We start from the raw sequence: 17,391 nt of genomic DNA, 5'->3' as shown, positions 1-17,391 counted from the left end.
GATTACACTTCCTCCGTGTACGATACTTCTTCAAATGTGAGGCTGACTGTATTGCCATAAACCTCGTCATCGACTGGTAATTGAAACACATGACAGAACATTTTTCTACCACGAGCATCACGATAACAAAGTGTATTTTTCGAACGAATCAGCTTTTCTAGTGCTTCTAAGTCGCCACTATCTTTTAATAAGCTGAACTTCACACTGACAGAATGTTGCTCGGTATCATCGTATTCCGCGACTGGCAAACGTCGCCCCGCAAATTGCATCATGGTCGCGGTCGGTTGCCAATTTCCGCTGCGATCACTCACGAGTTTGAATTGGTGCAGTGTTTCTAACGGATTGGCTGCTTCGTGAAGCCATACTCCAATGAAAGAGATAGACTCACTTACTACAGGGCTATCCGAATAGGTTCCGTTATCTCCCCAAGCACGGACGAGATATTGATACACTTGCCCGGACGCAGGCGTGTAATCGACAAAGGAAGCATCAGCCGGTATATTCTTTGCAATTCGTGTCCAAGTTGATTCGCCTTGTTTTCGGCGATATAAATCGTTGTAAGACACATTCGGTTGCGTACCGGATGGAATTGGATTGTCGATAGAAATCGTAATAATTCCCTCTCCTTTTGTTGTTGTAACAATCGGTACTGCTGGTGGCGTATAAGAAACATGAATGTTAACTGTAACAAAATCCGACCACAAATTGTCCGCATTTTTAATCGCAAGTTGAATCTTGTAATCTGTGTTATTTTGAAGCCCGTAAAGAATCGTTTGTGCTTTATTGGCGCTGTTCGCTTGAATTTCCCACAATAAATCATCATTACTGTCCAGCAATTTCACATGATATCCAGTTTGACCAACAGAACTCCATTGAATCACCGGATTCGCAACAGGAACAATTGAACCATCCGTAATATTGGTGATTGTCGGATTCGCTGGCTTGTCCCCTGCAAAAAAGGTTTGTATATCGGAATACGGACTTGATAATCCTGCTTGGTCATACGTTCGAACACGCCATTCGATTGTTCCTTTCGGGAATGTACCCTCCGGAGCATCCCAATACTGATTCGTCGTTACTTGGCTAACATCATTCCACGTTGCATCGCCTTGTTTTCGCCATTGCAGATCAAATTGCGATTGTGGGTCATTTGAGTTCGGGTCATTATGTTGCCATGATAAACGGACCACACTTGCGCGGTCTACCGATGCGCCGCCGCTTGGTGAAAGATTCGTTGGTACAGTCGGCGCTTGGTTGTGCTGTATCGTGAAAACACCATCTGATTCGTCCCATGATCCGTATGATGTTCCATCGTAGGCACGGATTCGAATTTTTGCAAGCGACGTTTCCGGCTCGTTGGAAAAGTCGTATGTGTACGATGTTGCGCCCAGCGAAGTTAATGGAACGATGTCTTTCCAAGTTTGTCCGTTGTTAATTGATAGTTGTATTTGGTATGACAATAACATTGATACATAACCGACTATTAAATATAAAGTCTTTGATGGATCTTTTACATATGCGCTGCCGTTACGGTAGACAAATCCGCCGTCAGTTTTTCCTGTTGATCCATGACCATAGGTAATACCATTTAAAAATAAAACCACCACATATTTTTGACCTGGTGTGACGTTCAAATTAGGATATATAGCTATTTGTATCTCCCTTGGATTCGTATCAAGCGTTGTAGAAGCGTTGGTGTAAAATAATTGATTCGTAGGTAGCCCATTTACATCGGCGCTATATATCCCTACGCCAAAACTTACAGAACCTGACGAAGTTACTGAAAGATTAAATTTTAATTTGTTAATGACACTTCCTTGTGCAGTAAATAATTGTCCAATAGTACCTTCCCGTAGTTTTGTTTGTCCTGTGTCTATTATTTGTTCATTATCGCCATCTGTTGCCGCATTCCATGTAATCGTATGCTGCGCATTCCACGTTTCCCCGCCGTTTGGGCTTGTGACGGTTGGGGCAGTTGGTGGTACGTTATAGTTAATACTCACATAAGGTCGATTATCTGATGCTCTGGGGCTTCTATAGCTTTTGTTCGTATTGGTTCCTTCATCAAACTGTTGTATCATTACACCATAATTTGTTTGTCCATTAACCCATTTTTGTACAATTTTTGTAATCTCAAATGCATCATATTGATTTATATTAATTCCTACATTCAAAGAATGGTCGGGTTGCCCGCTTTGTGTATAAGTTGTTTTCGGTAAATTATTCCACGAAACGTATGTGTTCCAGTTCTCCAAAATTGCATTTATATAAGCTAAAAAACTTCCGTTACTACCATATGAATACAAATTTAAATAAGCCGACAATATGATAGCTCCTGCTGGAATACTAGAAACGTCGAAATGATATAAAATTCTATTAGGATTATTGTTAACAGTTCCTAATGTGTAATTTTGAGATGTGGAATTAGTACCTGTGGGAGATACTAGTACATCTTTTATAGTGCTATCAATCGTCACCGTCGGGTCAATCCCAATCGGATAAACAAGCCCCGTCACATCAGCAACTAAATCAACGTACGTTTTCCCGTTTTCTCTCCGTATGGTCTGTGAAACATCACGTTTGGTTCCATTCGCATCCACAAGCCATGCTGAGTGCAGTCGCATTTCTCCTGCTGTTAAATCATCCGCTAAAGGACCATCCACCTCAAATGAAAAAGAAAAAGGAGCGCGGTCACTTTTCAAAATGATTGTCTCTTTCACACCGTTTGGCATGACTTCGAGACAAACATCTGTGTCGTTCCATACATCCTGATAGTGTACACAATTCTTTTTGTCTTTTTCGATATATCCCTTTGATGGGCTTGCTCCGACAGGAATAAAACGCAATCTATTTTGTCCTTTTCCGATCACATAACCCCGTTTGAAATTCTTCGGGATCCGGCAGTCAAAAGGCACCTTCAATCCTTGGAAATCTAGTGAATCCCGGTCAAGGATGTTTTTCTTTTTCAAATTTATACATGCCGATTTCATCATGCGGAATTCTTCTATTCCTTCTTTTGCGACCGGAAAATCTACATGATCCAAGTCTGCTTCATCGTACAAGTCAGTGTTAATATTGTGCAAATTTCCGTTTTCATCTTCATAGTGAACAGGTGCATTGTAAATTTCCGTTGTATATGATCCGTCAAAGTTGATCCATGTTTTAGAAAAAGGGGTACGCTTATTAAGCATCTCCCCCACTTTAAAATTTTGCGTTGGCATACCGCACCTCCCTCCTTACGCTTGTCTAACTTTCATTCCTAGACGGTTGAAGAAGTCATTCACCGTTTGAATCTGTTGTAAATCGCTCACTGGAATCGTGACGTTTATATTGACGTTACCGTATTTAGCGATGTTATTGGTTTGCATGCTTCCATAACCAATGACCCCTGCTGATGCTCCGTTCAGTTTAGGAACAGCCGGAATAGCCGCCTGTGCCATTCGGTTAGTTGCTGACACAACCGCATTGATGTTTCGATTGATACCTTCCGCCAATCCAAGTGGAATCCATTTCCCGATCTCGTCGCGCATGACACGGGATGGAGAATTGATGTCGAGCGCATTTTTGATGGTTGATTTGATAGAGTCAGCGATACTCCTTGCTTTTTCAAACAACGCACTAGCCATTGAAGATATACCGTCTATAAGACCTTGAATGATGTCTTTTCCGATTTGTTTGAGGTCGATATTTGAAAAAAACGATTGCGCTTCATTCCAGATTTCTGTGATTTTATTTTTAGCTTCTGACATTTTCGTCTGAACAGAGACCTTCAATTCTTCGAACTTATTGCGGACGGAATTTTTCATTTCTTCTACTTTGTTTTGAGCAGACGTTTTCGCTTCTTCAAATTTATTTTTAATATTTGTCCCTATTTCATTGAGCTTAGTAGATGTATTACTTTGAATCTCTTCCCACTTGATTTTCAAATTGTTTTTGAATACTTCCCATTTAGAAAGAACCTCGCCTGTTTCCCAATTCACCTTATCGACGTGTTCATTTGCTTGTTTTTGAGCTTCTGAAACCACTTGATTGTGCATGTCTGTTGCTTTTTTTACAGCTTCGTCCCGTTGCCTTGTTGCTTCTTGAATCAATTTATCTGCTTGTTCTCTGGAGATACTTCCTACTTCATCACGTTGACGGATGATTTCTTGCACGACCTTATCATATTGCTCATTCGCCGCCTTAATAGCTTCTTCTTTTTGTTTATTTGAATTTTTCACGACTTCAGCAGCTTGTTGTGCGGTAAGTTCCCCAGCTTGTGCTTTCATTCGTTCAAGAATAGACTTAGCTTCAAGCTCATTTTGCGATAGATGTTGAATCCCTGTTTCAACCATTTGTTGTTGAATTTGGTTGATTTCTTGCCGCTCTGCATCCGTAATGGCGCGTTTTTGCTCTTTCGCTGTATTCAAGATTTCTGCTATTCTCTGTTGTCCTTGTTGAATAGTGTTTTGTTGTTCTTGTTGATGTTGTTGGAGCTTTTCAATTGCTTTCTTTTCTTCTTCCTCAGTCAAAGCACTACTTTGAGCAAAAAAGTTTTGCATTTGCGTCAGTTGAGATTGATGGTCTTTTTGCATCTCTGTCAGTACTTGATCGCCCATCTGATTGAACTTTGAAACAATGTTATCAACAATGCTCTGCGTAACCACTTGACCTGACCAATCAAGTTGATTAAGTGCTTGAGTCGCTTGGTCGTTCAGTTTGAGAAAGCCACCAACTGCTTTTTGTGTTGCTTCGGATACTTTGTTTCCGAACAAATCAACTTCTATGGACGGTTTTTTCAGATGATTCGCTAACGCGACTGCTCCGGCGCCGAGACCGGCAAGTGCCGCAACCGTAATACCAATCGGTCCAGTAATAGCACCTATTGCAGCAGAAAACAAACCCGCTGCTCCGCCAGCGATTCCAAGAGCTGAAGCAATTGCTCCTAATCCTGAAACAGCCCCACCAATCACCGCTAATACCACACCAATTGCCGCAACTATTCCTGTTAATACAGCAGTTACAGCTGCTCCGATAGCGATAAATTTTTGTGTTGCTGGAGAAAGCTGATTGAACCAATTAATCAATCCCTGTAACACTTCCGCGACTTTCTGGATAGCTGGAGCCAATGCATTCCCTATCGTGATTTGCGCTGTTTCAAACGCCCCTTGCAGTTCTTCCAGCGAGCCTTTCAAGTTGTCCTTCATTTTCTTTGCGGCCTCTTGAGATGCGCCACCGGAGTTTTGAAGCGATTTTGTGAGTGCATCTAGTTTTTGCGGTCCGGCTTCAATCACTGTTAGCATCCCACTTGCCGCTTCTGTGCCAAAAATAGTAGATAACGCAGCAAGTTTTTGGGCATTGCTCATGTTCTTTGTCTTTTCGGATAGCTGGGCAATGATGTCGCCAAACGGACGCATTTTCCCTTGTGAATCGGTGATTTTGACCCCCAACTCCGCAAGAGCCCCCGCAGCCTCTTTAGGAGGGTCAGACAAGCGAATCAAAGCAGCGCGCAAGGTTGTTCCGGCCTGCTCGCCACGGATACCAGAGTTGGACATGATTTCCGTTGCAGCCGCGAGTTGTTCCAAGGAGATACCAAGGGATTTTGCAACCGGCGCCGCATACTTGAACGTGTATTGCATGTCCTGAATGCCAGCCGCTGAATCGTTCGCCGCTTGTGCGAGAACATCGGCTACCCTGCTCGCTTCGCTTGCTTCTAATCCGAATGCGTTCAACGCTGACGACACAGTATCCGTAACAAGTGCCATATCCTCGCCACTAGCCTCTGCAGCCGCAATGATACCTGGCATTGCCGCAAGGATTTGGTTTGTGTTGTATCCCATTGCGGCCATAATTTCCATTCCTTGCGCGACTTCTGTTGCAGATTTCGATGTAGATGCACCTAAATCAAGTGCGGCTTTCTCTAGCTTTTTTATTTCCGCTGGAGTAGCACCCGCGACGGCCCCAACGCGGTCAAGCTGTGCTTCAAAATCCATTGATTTTTTGACTGCGAAACCAAGCGCTCCGCCAATTGCCGCACTCGCAGCACCAAACGTCATGGCAATTCCTTGGCCAACTGATTGCATTCGACTGCCGACGTCTTGCAAACGTTGCCCTACTTCGTTAAGTTTTGCACGCATTTTATCCCAAACTGTAGTGTTTTGGTTAACATCCTGGGACAATTTATCAAGCTTGGCGCTAGTTTGTTGAAGTTCATTTTCTAATTTTTTGAGATCACCAACTGCTTTGTTATAAGCGATCAATAATTTTTCAGTTTCAGCCGCTTCTTTTCCTTTTGTTGCTGCCGATTCTTCGTATCTACGCTTCAACTCCTGCACTTTAGCGCTTTGCAAGTCGATTTTTCTTGTCAACATCTCTGACTTGGCCTGCAAACCTTCCATCGTGTTTTCAAATCCCTTGATGGAACCGCCTGCCGCTTTAAATTCACTTTCAACAGCTTTTAGTTTCCGATTTATTTCTGCAAGACTACGCGTAAAATCCGCGCTGTCCAATCCCAAGCTGACACGTAAAACGCCGACTTCTGCCATGTTCTCACCTCCTTGCTAAAAGAGAACTTGGTCGATATACCCCGTTTGCGTTTCCTCCTGCCCATTGTTGACGCCGTTTATTTTTCTATGGACATCGCAAAGCGCAAAAAATTTCCGTGGTGTACAACGCCAAAAATTCTTCTCATCCATGCCTAAAACCACGGTTCCAACGTATAAAAGCAAAGGCCAATCCCAACCTTTTTCCTCAGCAAGATCGGGATTGGCCTCTAGTTTTTTGGTTCAGGAAGAGCGTTATTCACTGCCTCGGTGATTGCATTAGCTAATTCGGAAATGTTCGCAATATCAATCATTTTTCCGACTTCTTTTTCTGTCAGACTCTCATCTTCATGAACCAAGCCAGCCCACAAAAATGTACGGATTGCTTTAAATGATCCTGATCCAAGAGCATTCAACGCTTCTTCTTGACTGCCATATTTATCTTCGAGTTCACAAAAAGCGTTTAAATCAAAAACAAGATGACGTTCTTTATCCAACTGAACAGGAATTTTCTTTACTTTCACATCAAGGCTTTTAACTGGCATACTTTTTCCTCCTATCTTTTTATTGCATAAAAAAGAGAGAGGAGTATCCTCTCTCTCGCTCATTAAGCAACAGGTGGTTCGTAAACAGATGTGAACCAAGATGCCGCTTTTTCAGATGTAAAGTTTGGTGAATCTTCATCCGCAATAGCTTGCCATAATCCGTCTTTATCACGTTTCACAAATGTTCCTGAAACCTTCGGAGTTTGGAAAGCTGGCTTATCCTCCATTGTTTTATATTCTTGTTCCGGAAGTTCAAACTTTCCTTTGTAAAGCCAAACGTAGCGATATTTGCCGTTGCTCTTTTTGGATTTAAAACCGATAGCTACATACGGAGCTGTATCACTTGCTTGTTTTATCAAAACACCATCAGAATTGACGGTATGCCCAAGCAACTTCGCCTGAATATCCAGTGGAATGTCTTTCACTTCAAATTCCACTTTAATTTCCCCTAAGCTAGTAACCGTCTCAGATGGACCATCATCCGCGTAAAGTGTTTCGGTATTGGACGAAGGCGAAATTTTTGCTGTAATGGCACCTGCAATTTTCTCTGGTGTTTCATATGTTTCGTCATCCTTCATAATGGCAAAATGTAAATCTTTTAAACCAACTTGTACTCCTGCCATTTTCTATTCCTCCCTTTCTTCTACATAAGAAAACCGGAGCACCTTGTGATAGATTTTGGTGTCCGGTTCATATAGATCGGTTTCAGTTGTCCGGCGAAAGCCAGCTTCTTTCAATAAGTCTTTGACTTGTTGAACTATTGATGTATAGTCTCCCTTCGACCACACATCGACTTGTATGAAATGCGCTGTCCATTGTTCCTCGTCATCTGCATTCAAAGCAGAAAACTGATTGTACTCGAAAAAAGTGATATATGTTGTCGCTGTTCCGCTGTAAGTTTGGAAAGCAACAGGAACACCGACGGGTTTCAATGTATCGATAATCAGTTTGTTCAGACTCATAGCCCCATCTCCCTGCGTATCACGTCAGCCATTTTCTGCTGTACCTGCTCTTTGTTTTCTTCAAAAGCCGGCTGGAGAAACGGTCTGGCAGCCATTTTTGATGTTCCGAATTCAAGAAAAAGACCGTAGAAACGGTCACGATCTGGACCGATATCTACGGTTCCATCTTCTTTTATGTCAGAAATCACGATGTTTTCGGCTAGCTTCCCCGTATCGCGTGGCGCTTTCTCTGATGCCGCTTGTTGAACGACTTCAGCACCAGCAAGCAGAGCGTCTTTTTTGACACGCTCAGCTTCGCTACCGACTTGCTCAAGCTGACGTAATAGTTCTTGCATTCCGTGAAGTTCGAGGCCCATCACATCACCTCTTTCGCGATGATGGTCAGCGTGATGTTGCGCTCATCATCGTTTATTACAGACAAAATTTCAAATGTCCTGTCCTTGTATTTGATACGCATGTCTGGATTGATACCAGTTGTGTAGCGAACGACAAAACGAACCGTATTTTCGTTTTGTGTTGTGGCGGCTTCGTAGTATTCGCGGCCTCGAAGCGTCTTTATCATCGCCCAGACAGTTTTTACGTCTTTCCATCGCTGATCCTCTTCAAGAGGAAAGCCGTTTTCATTTGTAGCGTTCTCATCGTATTCCTGAAAGGTGATACGATGTCTAAACTGATTCGTTAACGGCCGCGCCATTCGTCATCGCCTCCTGTACCAAAAGTGGAGTGAGCGCATCAAACGCTTTTCTCATCTCATCCTCACTCACCCGATATTCGTAAAAAATCGAGGCGACAATCAATACCAAATGATCCGATTCAGTTCCCGTTGCGTTTTTGACATATTTTTTTGCTGTATCCAAATAAAAAGAGAGCATGGAATCTTCCATACCCTCATCGATTCGGAGATGTTCTTTTAACATCTCAAGAGTAACCGCCATGCTCTTTCATCCTTCCATTACGGTGTAGCTGGCGCATTCAATTCAAGCTTAAATACAGACGGCTCAAACGGACCATACACAAGTTGACCATCGTTTAAGTGCCAAATTTTGAAGCCGACATGGTTTGTATCCGCATATTTTTCAACCAACTTCGTGACTTCCATTGTGCCGATAACGTCTTGAATGTGGAAAGTAGAGAAGTCACCGAAGTACAAGCGTTGAATGTCTGGTGTATCTGCATCGACAAAATCGGTTACATCGACTGGAAAGCCTAATAATCGATAGCCAAATGACCCAGAAATGCCTACATCAGTGCGTAATAACGGGAAGCCATCAGCTGTTTTTAACGTTTCGATAGCCGTTAATGCCGCACGGTTAATCATCCAACGGGCATTCGCAAGCATAGACGTTGGTAGGCTGTTTTTGAGCTGTACGAATTTGTCGTAAATATCTGTTACTGTTGGTGTGAACTCTACTGCTTTCGTAATTAGAGCGCCAGGATTATCAGCACTGTTGAAGAAAAATTCTGCTTCTTCACGAACATATGCTTTTTTAAGTTCATCGACAACAAGACGTTCGATATTCATATCAGACATCGCAAGAAGTTTCTTGGTCACAAGAACAAGAGCATCTGTTTCTGTCGGATTTAAGTAATATTCATCAAAGTCGATGTCTGTCTCTGGAATCGGTTGATTAAGCGCACGTTCTGTTAAAACTTTGTTTGCTTTCGCCTTCTTAATCAGAATCGGGAATCCTTGAGTTCCTTTTGTTTGGTGTACTGTACCGTATTTACGTAATAAGTTTTGTTCTTGCGCATAAGAAATAATTTCTTGTGCAAGAGATTCCGGTACAAGCACGTTACCGCCATGTGTTTGAACACCCATCGCACGAGCTTCGCTTTCGCTAATTTGACCAACAAGGTATCGGCAGAAAGCATTTCGAGTTTTCATTTCATTCGTTTTTACCTGTACACGTGAAGAAAGGGACTTGTTAATGATGTTTGTTAGGCCGTCACGCTGTTCTTGTGTTAAGCCCGCAGAACGTTTTTCACCAGTGTTTTTGTTACCTTCTTGACCTTCATTGTCGTTGTCATTCTCATCGCCTTCCTCATCGTTTTCGTCATCTTCTAAACCTTCACCTGATTCATCATTACTAGCCCCACCATTAGCACCATCAATTTCTGCAAGTGCTTCATTAACAGCTTCTAAATCTGCTGTCAATTCATCGACTTCCGCTTGCACTTCTTCCATTGAACGAGTTTCAGAACCTTTTTCCAATAATTCTTTTAGTTGTTTTAATCGTTTTTCTAATTGTGCTTTTCGACGTAATAAATATTTTTTCATCGCTTCAACGCCTCCTCAATCTTTCTAATTAACTTTTGTCTTTCGTAGTGCAATTCACGCTGTTCCGTGAACTTATCACGGACATAAGCTTCTGTATCCTCATAAGCCGGAAGACTTACAATGCTAATTTCATAGAGTTTGACCTCCTGAACAGTTCGCTGCGCTGGTTCTACATCCCAATTCCAACTATCTTTCACAACCTGAAAGCCAAACGAGCATTGGTTGATATCCCCGCGCTGCATAGAAATCATTAAATCCTTTGCCCAACTGGTGTCTGGAGGTGTAACCCGGAATTTCAAACCCTTGTCATCTTCTTCAAGAGTGAGCGTACCGCTTCGTGTTCGGCCAAGAACATAATCCCAATTGTGATTAAAAAGCGCCCGAATGTCTGCCTGTTCTGCAAGTGATTTTGCAAAAGCGCCGGGGGCAATTGTTTCTTGAAACATATCTCCAATCATGGTTGGAGAATTAAAAATACTCGCATATCCTTCAATGACTTGCGAGTTCCCTTCGGTTCCAGCACGTATTTCGATATTCGATAAGGTAAAAATACGCTTTTCCTTCTCGTCCATCACGTCTCACCTCCTTTAAGTGTCTTTTTAAGAGTAGACTCAAGGTTATCAAGACCAACTAAATCTTTTGAAATATATAGTTTTTTAGCTTCGTCTTGATCCAACTTATCAAAACCCAGCATTACACGCGCATCGTTTGGTGTAGCAATGGACGTGCGTACCAAATTGTAAGCAATATCCGTCTTTGTCTTCATCGTTACATAATCCAATGTATTGATTTTAAAACGAATTCGTCTGCCACCATTCGGGAAGAAAAGTTTTGTCAAATGTTGTTCAAGGTTTCGGATAATCGGCTTCAATACGGTGGTATGAAGCATCATCATGAATTGCTCCATATCCGTCTTTTGTAGCTCTAACAATTGTTCCAAGTCCACGCCGAAAAATTTCCCCAAATCCTTCTTGTAGATAGAGAGATATTGAAGAATTTTTTCGTCATCAACCGGGCTTTGCAAAGCTTCAATCTCGTATCCTTTCCCAAGTGGAATGAGCTGAATTTTGTTACCTTGCCCGGTCTGCTCCAGCTTATCTAAAATAGCCGTAATCATGGCGTTTTGTGCTGTGTTATTTGGAGCAATATGCGTATCCAATTTCAGCAAATACGCTAATAAGCCACCTTTTCTATACTTATCTGTTAAGCTATTTTCAGCGTTCATCACGCCTTCAAGTGTCTGTTTCGCCAAATCAATCAGACCAACACCATCTAAATGATTCGTGCCGATGTTTTTCACATGAACAATCATGTCAGACGGAATTTCTACCCCGCCAACTTTGTAAACCTTGCTGCCGTCCTCTAATAGTTCTGAATAAACACCGTTTAGCACGTGCCATTCGTCATCATTCTTAAAAATGTAGACTTTCCCACGTATCAAAAGAGTATTGACAATGAGCTTTTTCATCTCAAATTCTGTTAAATATCGATTCGGATTCTGTAAGATGCGTAAAGTCATAGAGTCTCGTATGTCTTTTCCATTTTCATCCTCAATAAAAAAATCAGTGAGCGCTATCTGATCACTGATTAATTTCATGAGATTATAAATATCAGACGATTGAAGAATATTTTCATCGGTCACGTAACCGCCATAATTCCAGTAAAAATTATCAAAAATACTAAAGCTGGCACGTTTGAGAAATCTACTGATACGTGAAGTTATGAGTTGCCACAATCCCAAGTGTCTCACCTCCTTTACCTCTTATAAAGAGCCTCAATCATGGCCATATACTCTTCTTCATTTACATCTATCATCATGTTCATCGTTTCTTTATGAGCAGTAAGCATCGCCACAAATCCATCAATTTTGTGTTGGCTTTGTTTTTTAGATGGTGCCTTCAACCCCTGTGTATTGATAAATGCTACGACGTTTTCTGTACAATAAATCAACAATGGATTGTCTGTTTCAACACGACCTTCATACATTAAAATTTCGATATCATCAAACGGCGCATTGAGCGTAGAAGGATATTGCCGCACCTCTACACAATCGAATCCTTCCATTTCTAACTTTTCAACCAGTTTCACAGCATGGGCAGGGTCATAGTTAATTTGCTTAATATCATAAACCTGAGCCTGCTCCTTGATGTACTCTAGCACCATGTCATGATCAATAGTTTTTCCTTCACACAAGGTGACAAATCCACGTTCAACCAAGTGACGATATGGAATATTCTCCATTTTCTCACGAGCCTCAAGACCTTCTGACGGAATAAAATACATCTGTTTCACTTTCAACTTCGATTTTCCGCTTTCATCGACAACCGGAAAGTTCAAACTTACGCACGTTAAGTCGGTTGTTTTCGATAAGTCTAGGCCAACAACACACATCATGCCTGTTAAGTCGCCTAAATCATCAACTAGGCACTTCTCGACGATATCACGTTCAAAATAAGTGCCGGTCGAACGAACGAAAATGTTTAAATGCTTTGCCAAAAATTCATCTTTTCGTTCCGCAGACACTTGAGCCTCTTTAAATTGGTTCATGAGATAATCTTTTTTAACGGAAATACCATAGTTCGGATTCACTTTTGCCCAAACAGCAGGATCATCCCATCTATCACCCTTGTCTGGTTCATAGATGAGAACAAACCAGGAATCATCATCGACTTCGCCATTCAAGATTTTCTTGCAATAATCATAGATTTGTAGACCAACAGACGTTGTTCCTTTACCAGCAGTAGAAACAATCATCATCAATGGTTGTCGTCTTGCGCCCATACCAGACTTTAAGACATCATACATGTCTGCGTTACCTTGAGCATGTACTTCGTCAAGAAGAACAAAGTGAGGGTTTTTTCCATCGAGTCCTTTTGTCTCACGAGACAACGGCTGCAACGTGTTCTTAAACTTTTTACCGTTGACCGTAAACGAGTAAACAATCGCATTCACGCCGCCTTTGGGACCCTTATAAATTTGCGTGCGTTGGTTCAAGTCAGGACTATTTTCAATCGTAATCGCGATTTTCTTCGCAGAAATGTTCGCTTGCTCTTTATCAACCGCTGCCGTAAAGCATTCTGCGCCGAGTTCTCCATCTGCATAAAGTGCATATGTCGCTGCACCAGCCGCAATTGTTGTTTTTTCGTTTTTACGCGGTACTTGGATATAGCTTGTCCGAATAACTCGAACAACTTGACCTTTGTCATCTTTCTTTTTCCATCCATAAATGTTAGTGAAAGCGAACTTCTGCCAATCTTTTAAATCGTAATGTTGACCAGCAACTTCACCTTCTGCGTAAATACAGAACGTCTCTACAAAATCCATCATTCGATTTGCAGCATCTAAATCAAGCCAAATATCTTTGCGCTTTTTCCAACGCTCATAACGTTCAACCGCTTGAATCACGGTTTTCGGATATTTTTTCTTGTTTCTTTTTACCTTTTTAGCAAATAAATCTGCATAATTCACACCACGTTCAATCATGGTTCATCAATCCCATTTATTCGCGAACGCCTGGAAAGCGTCTGTTGTTGAATTCGTTACTTCACCGCTAATTTGTTTTTGCATTTTTGGCGTTAAGCCTAACTGCTCTAAAAGTTTACTCATTCTTGCATTCCAGTCTGCTGTTTGCTGGGCAAGTGGATGCTTCATTTGATTTTTTGCACCAGCTTTATTGGTATGCTCTTTTGTAGCAGGGAATCCTTCATCTCGCCATTGTTCATAGACATGCGAATAAACCATGTAAGCATCTAGGTATAGCTCAATTAACGGTTCAAGCGATTTGTTGTAAGTGCCGTTTTCCTTTAACAGATCGACAATTCGTTCCCGTTCCTTTTTGCGTTTTTTGGTCATCGCAGCTTTTTGTTTCTTATCCAAATTTTCACACCCCCTTTGAAAATTTCATCTTGGCGCACGTTTGAGGCCGCCGCCGGTCCTCTAATGTCTGGTCCATTTCTAAATGGGATAGGGGGGCTAAAGTCGAAAGTACGACTTATCCTCCCATTTCTTACTTCCTTCTTCAACTTTTTTATGACAAGACTCGCAGAGAAGAATTAGGTTTTCTGGATCGAGCTTTAGCGAAGGATTCTCTTTAATCGGAATGATGTGATGAACATGAGCTTGTCTGCCAAATACAAATCGTCCGCATTCTTTGCAACAACCACGATCACGTTCATAGATGTATTCTCTCATTCGCTGCCATTCTAACGAACGGTAAAAAGGTTTGTTTTTAGACTGATGTTTATATCTCAGCTTATGTTCATCACAATATAATCCACGCTCGACACGTTGGTTGCATCCATTGTAATTGCAGTAACGCATCATTCATCATCCACTTTTTCTTTGGTTGATGCTTTGCTCTTTGTTGTCTTCTTATCTGTTGCTTTCTCCTTTAACTCCATCACTACCCGTTTGTTCTTCTCATCCCACTTTTGAATATGCGTAGCTGTTTCGCGAATGATTTGCATATACATCCTCTCCTTTCGTAAAATAAAAAAGCATCCTAATTAGATGCTTCATAACGTTCACGTAATCTACTCATTTCCTCTTTGTTCTGCTCGACTAATTCATCTATGCGACAAATGATTTGCTTCAACTTATTCTCGTTCAGAGTCCTTCTTGCTTTAGCCCATAATTCCTTTATCTTATCCTGCCTTGTTCTAATCTTCTCATTCGTATAGAAAGAACGATATTCATGTTTACAGTTAGGACAAATAAAATAAGCTAACTCAATATCACGTTCTATAGTTCTTGTTTTGAGATTGATTTCAAATTCATTTTGGCAGTGATCGCATTTAACGTTAGGCATTTGCCTTTCACCTCACAAATAAAAAAAGCACCCCAAAGGATGCTTCTCATTCTTCTTCAGAATTAAATCCAATCCGTCTTTTCGGTTTCTCTGGATTCAATCTCTTCACAGCCATTAATAAAAAGCTTATTTGTGATACATGTTGAATCAACTCTACCTTGGTACCATCTTCTAATCTTCCGTAAAATATAATTAAACTAGGGTCATAATAACCTAAATCCTCAATATGAAACTGAATCGTCTGTCCATAGGAAACTAGTCTAACGCCTACTTCATGTTCCTGATCTAATTTCTCGTCAAACTCATTAATCATTTTAACTAGTCTTTTATAAAATTCACTTGCTAAATTAGGATTATTTGGAAATTTAATTGCAGGAAAATTTAACTTTGGTGGTTCAATAACTGTTTTCGAAAGACCAGCAGCCAACATCGAAAGTCCGGCTGATTCTGAGAATCCAAAGGCATCTTTACTCATATGTAACACCTTCCCTTCGCCTACTCAATTCGACAAAATGAGACATTTTCCTTCACCAATTTTCTGTTAGATGCCGACATTTATTTCAAATATTTATTAACTAAGATTGCCGCAATGGTGACAGGCATTAATCCTTTAACAAATGGACTAGCAAATTCATAAATCTGAGACAAATCAATTCCGTTTAGCACTCTGTCATCCCCCTTTCCATTTTTATATACGGAGATGACATAATTTGGTTTCGTTGCATAGCAAAATAAAAACGCCACCCAATCGGGTGACGCTAGGTAAAAAAGCCTTCTGTTTGGAAGTTTCGCCCTGCTTCATATCCCACGATACAATCATAACATGCCTAAAACAAAATAATCTGTCGTCTTTCTGTCATTTTTCCGTCAGTTTTCTATCAGTTTTCTTTCATAATATTGCTTATTAGATTTAGTCTATTATTTCTTATTAAAAATTAATTTTAATACATGTACTGTTGAAAATAATAAAAGAGCATTAACAGATAAGGTTAAAATATAATAAAAAATCTGTAATCCTTTAAAGTTTAGAGGAAAATACGCTAAATAAAACACCCCTATATTAAGCAAAATAAAATAAAACATTGCACCTATGTACCCGTAATACCTCTCTTTATTTACTTTGATATCAGTTTTATTTTGGACAGTTAAACATGTGATAACTAAGGCTCCTAATCCGATTCCTATACTTAAATTTAATTTTGCTGTTTCTTTCATTAATTCGGAAAATAAGCTTTGATTATTATAAGTACCAGTTAACGAGCCAACAATGATGATAAGTGTTACAAATACGCCTGTAACCAAAACTGCTACTTTCTGTAAATACATTTTAACTTTATTCAAATTTTGTAATTCCTCCTCCCCAATCACGAAAAAAGCATCCTGTATACGGATGCTTAACACATGAGTTTACTAAAAACTTGCTATTTTTTATTTTGTTCTAAGATACTTTGAATTTGTTTAGCCTCGTCAATTGCCCTTTGAGTAATTATATTTAATTGTTCAATTTTATTATCATAATCAGCCTGTTGTCTTTTCCTTTTGAGTCTATCACCGATAGCCGCTATTCGATTTAGACCGTTTTTGCGAATCATGAAGAACGTATTCCAAACAGCTGCATGCGCATTTTCCTTGGAATCTAAAGAATACCCTTGGTCTTCCAAAAAATTCCTCGCATTACAATAAGCTGAATAATAAGCTCTACTTATAGCAGACCTTTTACAGCTCTCCTCTTCCCTTTCAGACAACTCGATTGCTAAATCGAGATAACCATTCCAATTGAACATTGAATCAGAACTCCAAATCAATATTCATTTTGGATTTGGCACGATGAAGATTATTAAACCACCATGTTTCATCGAGTTTATCTAAAAGGGTGTATAACAATCCAGGATCTTTTTTTGACTTGATAAGTAAATATAGCTTACCTTCATCCCCATCATTTTTATCAACTGATAAAGAAAGTTGCACATTAGAACCAAAGATGTGTCTAATCCTTAAAAATGCCTCAAATAATAACTCTAATAAGAAGCTATTCTTTTTTAGAAAAGTGCTAACTGACATATAGTCACTAAATACATATATACTATCTAATAACTCAATTTGCTTGTTATAGTTCTTATAAATAGATAAATCTTCACTTTTATCCCATTCACTTAGGCCAGCTGTTATTGAAGTAGGTGTAATTGAAACAGAAGACACTTTTTGAAAGAGTGATGGAATAAAGTTAAAGAGTGAGTTAGTGTGTTGCCATGGATTAGATAACACTCCCAACTTCATT

At 40.4% G+C, this 17,391-nt stretch carries 21 protein-coding genes; all 21 read right to left on the bottom strand.

The window, feature by feature from the left end:
• Nucleotides 1–2 precede the first annotated feature (2 nt).
• The 21 genes from ISX45_RS00995 to ISX45_RS00895 all read right to left on the bottom strand — a co-directional run bounded on the left by ISX45_RS00995 (nucleotide 3) and on the right by ISX45_RS00895 (nucleotide 17,390).
• Nucleotides 3–3,221, bottom strand: a complete 3,219-nt coding sequence (locus ISX45_RS00995) for a DNRLRE domain-containing protein (protein WP_194519766.1) — start codon at nucleotides 3,219–3,221, stop codon at nucleotides 3–5.
• A 15-nt stretch (nucleotides 3,222–3,236) separates the two neighbouring features.
• Nucleotides 3,237–6,524: a phage tail tape measure protein gene (locus ISX45_RS19340; protein WP_228485601.1), complete on the bottom strand. Its 3,288-nt coding sequence runs from the start codon at nucleotides 6,522–6,524 to the stop codon at nucleotides 3,237–3,239.
• 15 nt (nucleotides 6,525–6,539) lie between these two features.
• Nucleotides 6,540–6,707 (bottom strand): hypothetical protein, encoded by a 168-nt coding sequence (locus tag ISX45_RS20150; RefSeq protein ID WP_407649685.1) that lies wholly within the window; start codon nucleotides 6,705–6,707, stop codon nucleotides 6,540–6,542.
• Between the two features lie 44 nt (nucleotides 6,708–6,751).
• The gene (locus tag ISX45_RS00980) at nucleotides 6,752–7,066 is read right to left on the bottom strand and encodes a hypothetical protein (protein WP_194519764.1); all 315 of its coding nucleotides are present in this window, start codon (nucleotides 7,064–7,066) and stop codon (nucleotides 6,752–6,754) included.
• A 62-nt stretch (nucleotides 7,067–7,128) separates the two neighbouring features.
• Nucleotides 7,129–7,689, bottom strand: a complete 561-nt coding sequence (locus ISX45_RS00975; RefSeq protein WP_194519763.1) for a major tail protein — start codon at nucleotides 7,687–7,689, stop codon at nucleotides 7,129–7,131.
• A 3-nt stretch (nucleotides 7,690–7,692) separates the two neighbouring features.
• A complete protein-coding gene (gene gp17, locus ISX45_RS00970; RefSeq protein ID WP_194519762.1) occupies nucleotides 7,693–8,028 on the bottom strand; it encodes a tail completion protein gp17 in 336 nt (111 codons plus the stop codon).
• Nucleotides 8,025–8,384 carry an HK97-gp10 family putative phage morphogenesis protein gene (locus ISX45_RS00965; protein ID WP_194519761.1) on the bottom strand — a complete coding sequence of 120 codons (360 nt, stop codon included), beginning with the start codon at nucleotides 8,382–8,384 and terminating at the stop codon, nucleotides 8,025–8,027. Before ISX45_RS00965 ends, gp17 begins: the two co-directional genes overlap by 4 nt.
• The gene (locus tag ISX45_RS00960) at nucleotides 8,384–8,722 is read right to left on the bottom strand and encodes a phage head closure protein (RefSeq protein WP_194519760.1); all 339 of its coding nucleotides are present in this window, start codon (nucleotides 8,720–8,722) and stop codon (nucleotides 8,384–8,386) included. Before ISX45_RS00960 ends, ISX45_RS00965 begins: the two co-directional genes overlap by 1 nt.
• The gene (locus ISX45_RS00955; protein ID WP_194519759.1) at nucleotides 8,694–8,963 is read right to left on the bottom strand and encodes a head-tail connector protein; all 270 of its coding nucleotides are present in this window, start codon (nucleotides 8,961–8,963) and stop codon (nucleotides 8,694–8,696) included. Before ISX45_RS00955 ends, ISX45_RS00960 begins: the two co-directional genes overlap by 29 nt.
• A 17-nt stretch (nucleotides 8,964–8,980) precedes the next feature.
• Entirely contained in the window at nucleotides 8,981–10,306 is a 1,326-nt protein-coding gene (locus tag ISX45_RS00950; protein WP_194519758.1) for a phage major capsid protein, read from the bottom strand.
• Entirely contained in the window at nucleotides 10,303–10,878 is a 576-nt protein-coding gene (locus tag ISX45_RS00945; protein ID WP_194519757.1) for an HK97 family phage prohead protease, read from the bottom strand. Before ISX45_RS00945 ends, ISX45_RS00950 begins: the two co-directional genes overlap by 4 nt.
• Complete coding sequence (locus ISX45_RS00940; protein ID WP_228485600.1) at nucleotides 10,878–12,047, bottom strand: phage portal protein; 1,170 nt, start codon at nucleotides 12,045–12,047, stop codon at nucleotides 10,878–10,880. The genes ISX45_RS00945 and ISX45_RS00940 overlap by 1 nt, the downstream gene beginning before the upstream one ends.
• 14 nt (nucleotides 12,048–12,061) lie before the next feature.
• On the bottom strand, nucleotides 12,062–13,789 hold the full coding sequence (locus ISX45_RS00935; RefSeq protein ID WP_194519756.1) for a terminase large subunit: 1,728 nt from the start codon (nucleotides 13,787–13,789) through the stop codon (nucleotides 12,062–12,064).
• Between the two features lie 6 nt (nucleotides 13,790–13,795).
• Nucleotides 13,796–14,182 carry a phage terminase small subunit P27 family gene (locus ISX45_RS00930; protein WP_194519755.1) on the bottom strand — a complete coding sequence of 129 codons (387 nt, stop codon included), beginning with the start codon at nucleotides 14,180–14,182 and terminating at the stop codon, nucleotides 13,796–13,798.
• Between the two features lie 96 nt (nucleotides 14,183–14,278).
• Nucleotides 14,279–14,626 carry an HNH endonuclease gene (locus tag ISX45_RS00925; RefSeq protein WP_194520587.1) on the bottom strand — a complete coding sequence of 116 codons (348 nt, stop codon included), beginning with the start codon at nucleotides 14,624–14,626 and terminating at the stop codon, nucleotides 14,279–14,281.
• On the bottom strand, nucleotides 14,626–14,772 hold the full coding sequence (locus tag ISX45_RS00920) for a hypothetical protein (protein ID WP_194519754.1): 147 nt from the start codon (nucleotides 14,770–14,772) through the stop codon (nucleotides 14,626–14,628). Before ISX45_RS00920 ends, ISX45_RS00925 begins: the two co-directional genes overlap by 1 nt.
• A gap of 35 nt (nucleotides 14,773–14,807) precedes the next feature.
• Nucleotides 14,808–15,113, bottom strand: a complete 306-nt coding sequence (locus ISX45_RS00915; RefSeq protein WP_194519753.1) for a hypothetical protein — start codon at nucleotides 15,111–15,113, stop codon at nucleotides 14,808–14,810.
• A 46-nt stretch (nucleotides 15,114–15,159) separates the two neighbouring features.
• Nucleotides 15,160–15,588, bottom strand: a complete 429-nt coding sequence (locus tag ISX45_RS00910) for a DUF6173 family protein (RefSeq protein WP_228485599.1) — start codon at nucleotides 15,586–15,588, stop codon at nucleotides 15,160–15,162.
• Nucleotides 15,589–16,031: 443 nt separating this feature from the next.
• The gene (locus ISX45_RS00905; protein WP_194519752.1) at nucleotides 16,032–16,454 is read right to left on the bottom strand and encodes a hypothetical protein; all 423 of its coding nucleotides are present in this window, start codon (nucleotides 16,452–16,454) and stop codon (nucleotides 16,032–16,034) included.
• A gap of 80 nt (nucleotides 16,455–16,534) precedes the next feature.
• Nucleotides 16,535–16,897 (bottom strand): hypothetical protein, encoded by a 363-nt coding sequence (locus ISX45_RS00900; RefSeq protein WP_194519751.1) that lies wholly within the window; start codon nucleotides 16,895–16,897, stop codon nucleotides 16,535–16,537.
• Nucleotides 16,898–16,901: 4 nt separating this feature from the next.
• Complete coding sequence (locus ISX45_RS00895; RefSeq protein WP_194519750.1) at nucleotides 16,902–17,390, bottom strand: hypothetical protein; 489 nt, start codon at nucleotides 17,388–17,390, stop codon at nucleotides 16,902–16,904.
• Between the last annotated feature and the right edge of the window lies 1 nt (nucleotide 17,391).

Source organism: Thermaerobacillus caldiproteolyticus (assembly GCF_015326725.1).
Classification (GTDB): Bacteria; Bacillota; Bacilli; order Bacillales; family Anoxybacillaceae; genus Thermaerobacillus; species Thermaerobacillus caldiproteolyticus.
Note: the sequence above shows the minus strand (reverse complement) of the source record. Positions and strands in the feature narration are given on the sequence as shown.

What these genes read in the sequence shown, in the direction of transcription:
- ISX45_RS00995 (WP_194519766.1), bottom strand. Translation starts at nt 3,221, where the DNA reads ATGCCAACGCAAAATTTTAAAGTGGGGGAGATGCTTAATAAGCGTACC.
- ISX45_RS19340 (WP_228485601.1), bottom strand. Translation starts at nt 6,524, where the DNA reads ATGGCAGAAGTCGGCGTTTTACGTGTCAGCTTGGGATTGGACAGCGCG.
- ISX45_RS00980 (WP_194519764.1), bottom strand. Translation starts at nt 7,066, where the DNA reads ATGCCAGTTAAAAGCCTTGATGTGAAAGTAAAGAAAATTCCTGTTCAG.
- ISX45_RS00975 (WP_194519763.1), bottom strand. Translation starts at nt 7,689, where the DNA reads ATGGCAGGAGTACAAGTTGGTTTAAAAGATTTACATTTTGCCATTATG.
- gp17 (WP_194519762.1), bottom strand. Translation starts at nt 8,028, where the DNA reads ATGAGTCTGAACAAACTGATTATCGATACATTGAAACCCGTCGGTGTT.
- ISX45_RS00965 (WP_194519761.1), bottom strand. Translation starts at nt 8,384, where the DNA reads ATGGGCCTCGAACTTCACGGAATGCAAGAACTATTACGTCAGCTTGAG.
- ISX45_RS00960 (WP_194519760.1), bottom strand. Translation starts at nt 8,722, where the DNA reads ATGGCGCGGCCGTTAACGAATCAGTTTAGACATCGTATCACCTTTCAG.
- ISX45_RS00955 (WP_194519759.1), bottom strand. Translation starts at nt 8,963, where the DNA reads ATGGCGGTTACTCTTGAGATGTTAAAAGAACATCTCCGAATCGATGAG.
- ISX45_RS00950 (WP_194519758.1), bottom strand. Translation starts at nt 10,306, where the DNA reads ATGAAAAAATATTTATTACGTCGAAAAGCACAATTAGAAAAACGATTA.
- ISX45_RS00945 (WP_194519757.1), bottom strand. Translation starts at nt 10,878, where the DNA reads ATGGACGAGAAGGAAAAGCGTATTTTTACCTTATCGAATATCGAAATA.
- ISX45_RS00935 (WP_194519756.1), bottom strand. Translation starts at nt 13,789, where the DNA reads ATGATTGAACGTGGTGTGAATTATGCAGATTTATTTGCTAAAAAGGTA.
- ISX45_RS00925 (WP_194520587.1), bottom strand. Translation starts at nt 14,626, where the DNA reads ATGCGTTACTGCAATTACAATGGATGCAACCAACGTGTCGAGCGTGGA.
- ISX45_RS00920 (WP_194519754.1), bottom strand. Translation starts at nt 14,772, where the DNA reads ATGCAAATCATTCGCGAAACAGCTACGCATATTCAAAAGTGGGATGAG.
- ISX45_RS00915 (WP_194519753.1), bottom strand. Translation starts at nt 15,113, where the DNA reads ATGCCTAACGTTAAATGCGATCACTGCCAAAATGAATTTGAAATCAAT.
- ISX45_RS00910 (WP_228485599.1), bottom strand. Translation starts at nt 15,588, where the DNA reads ATGAGTAAAGATGCCTTTGGATTCTCAGAATCAGCCGGACTTTCGATG.
- ISX45_RS00900 (WP_194519751.1), bottom strand. Translation starts at nt 16,897, where the DNA reads ATGTTCAATTGGAATGGTTATCTCGATTTAGCAATCGAGTTGTCTGAA.
- ISX45_RS00895 (WP_194519750.1), bottom strand. Translation starts at nt 17,390, where the DNA reads ATGAAGTTGGGAGTGTTATCTAATCCATGGCAACACACTAACTCACTC.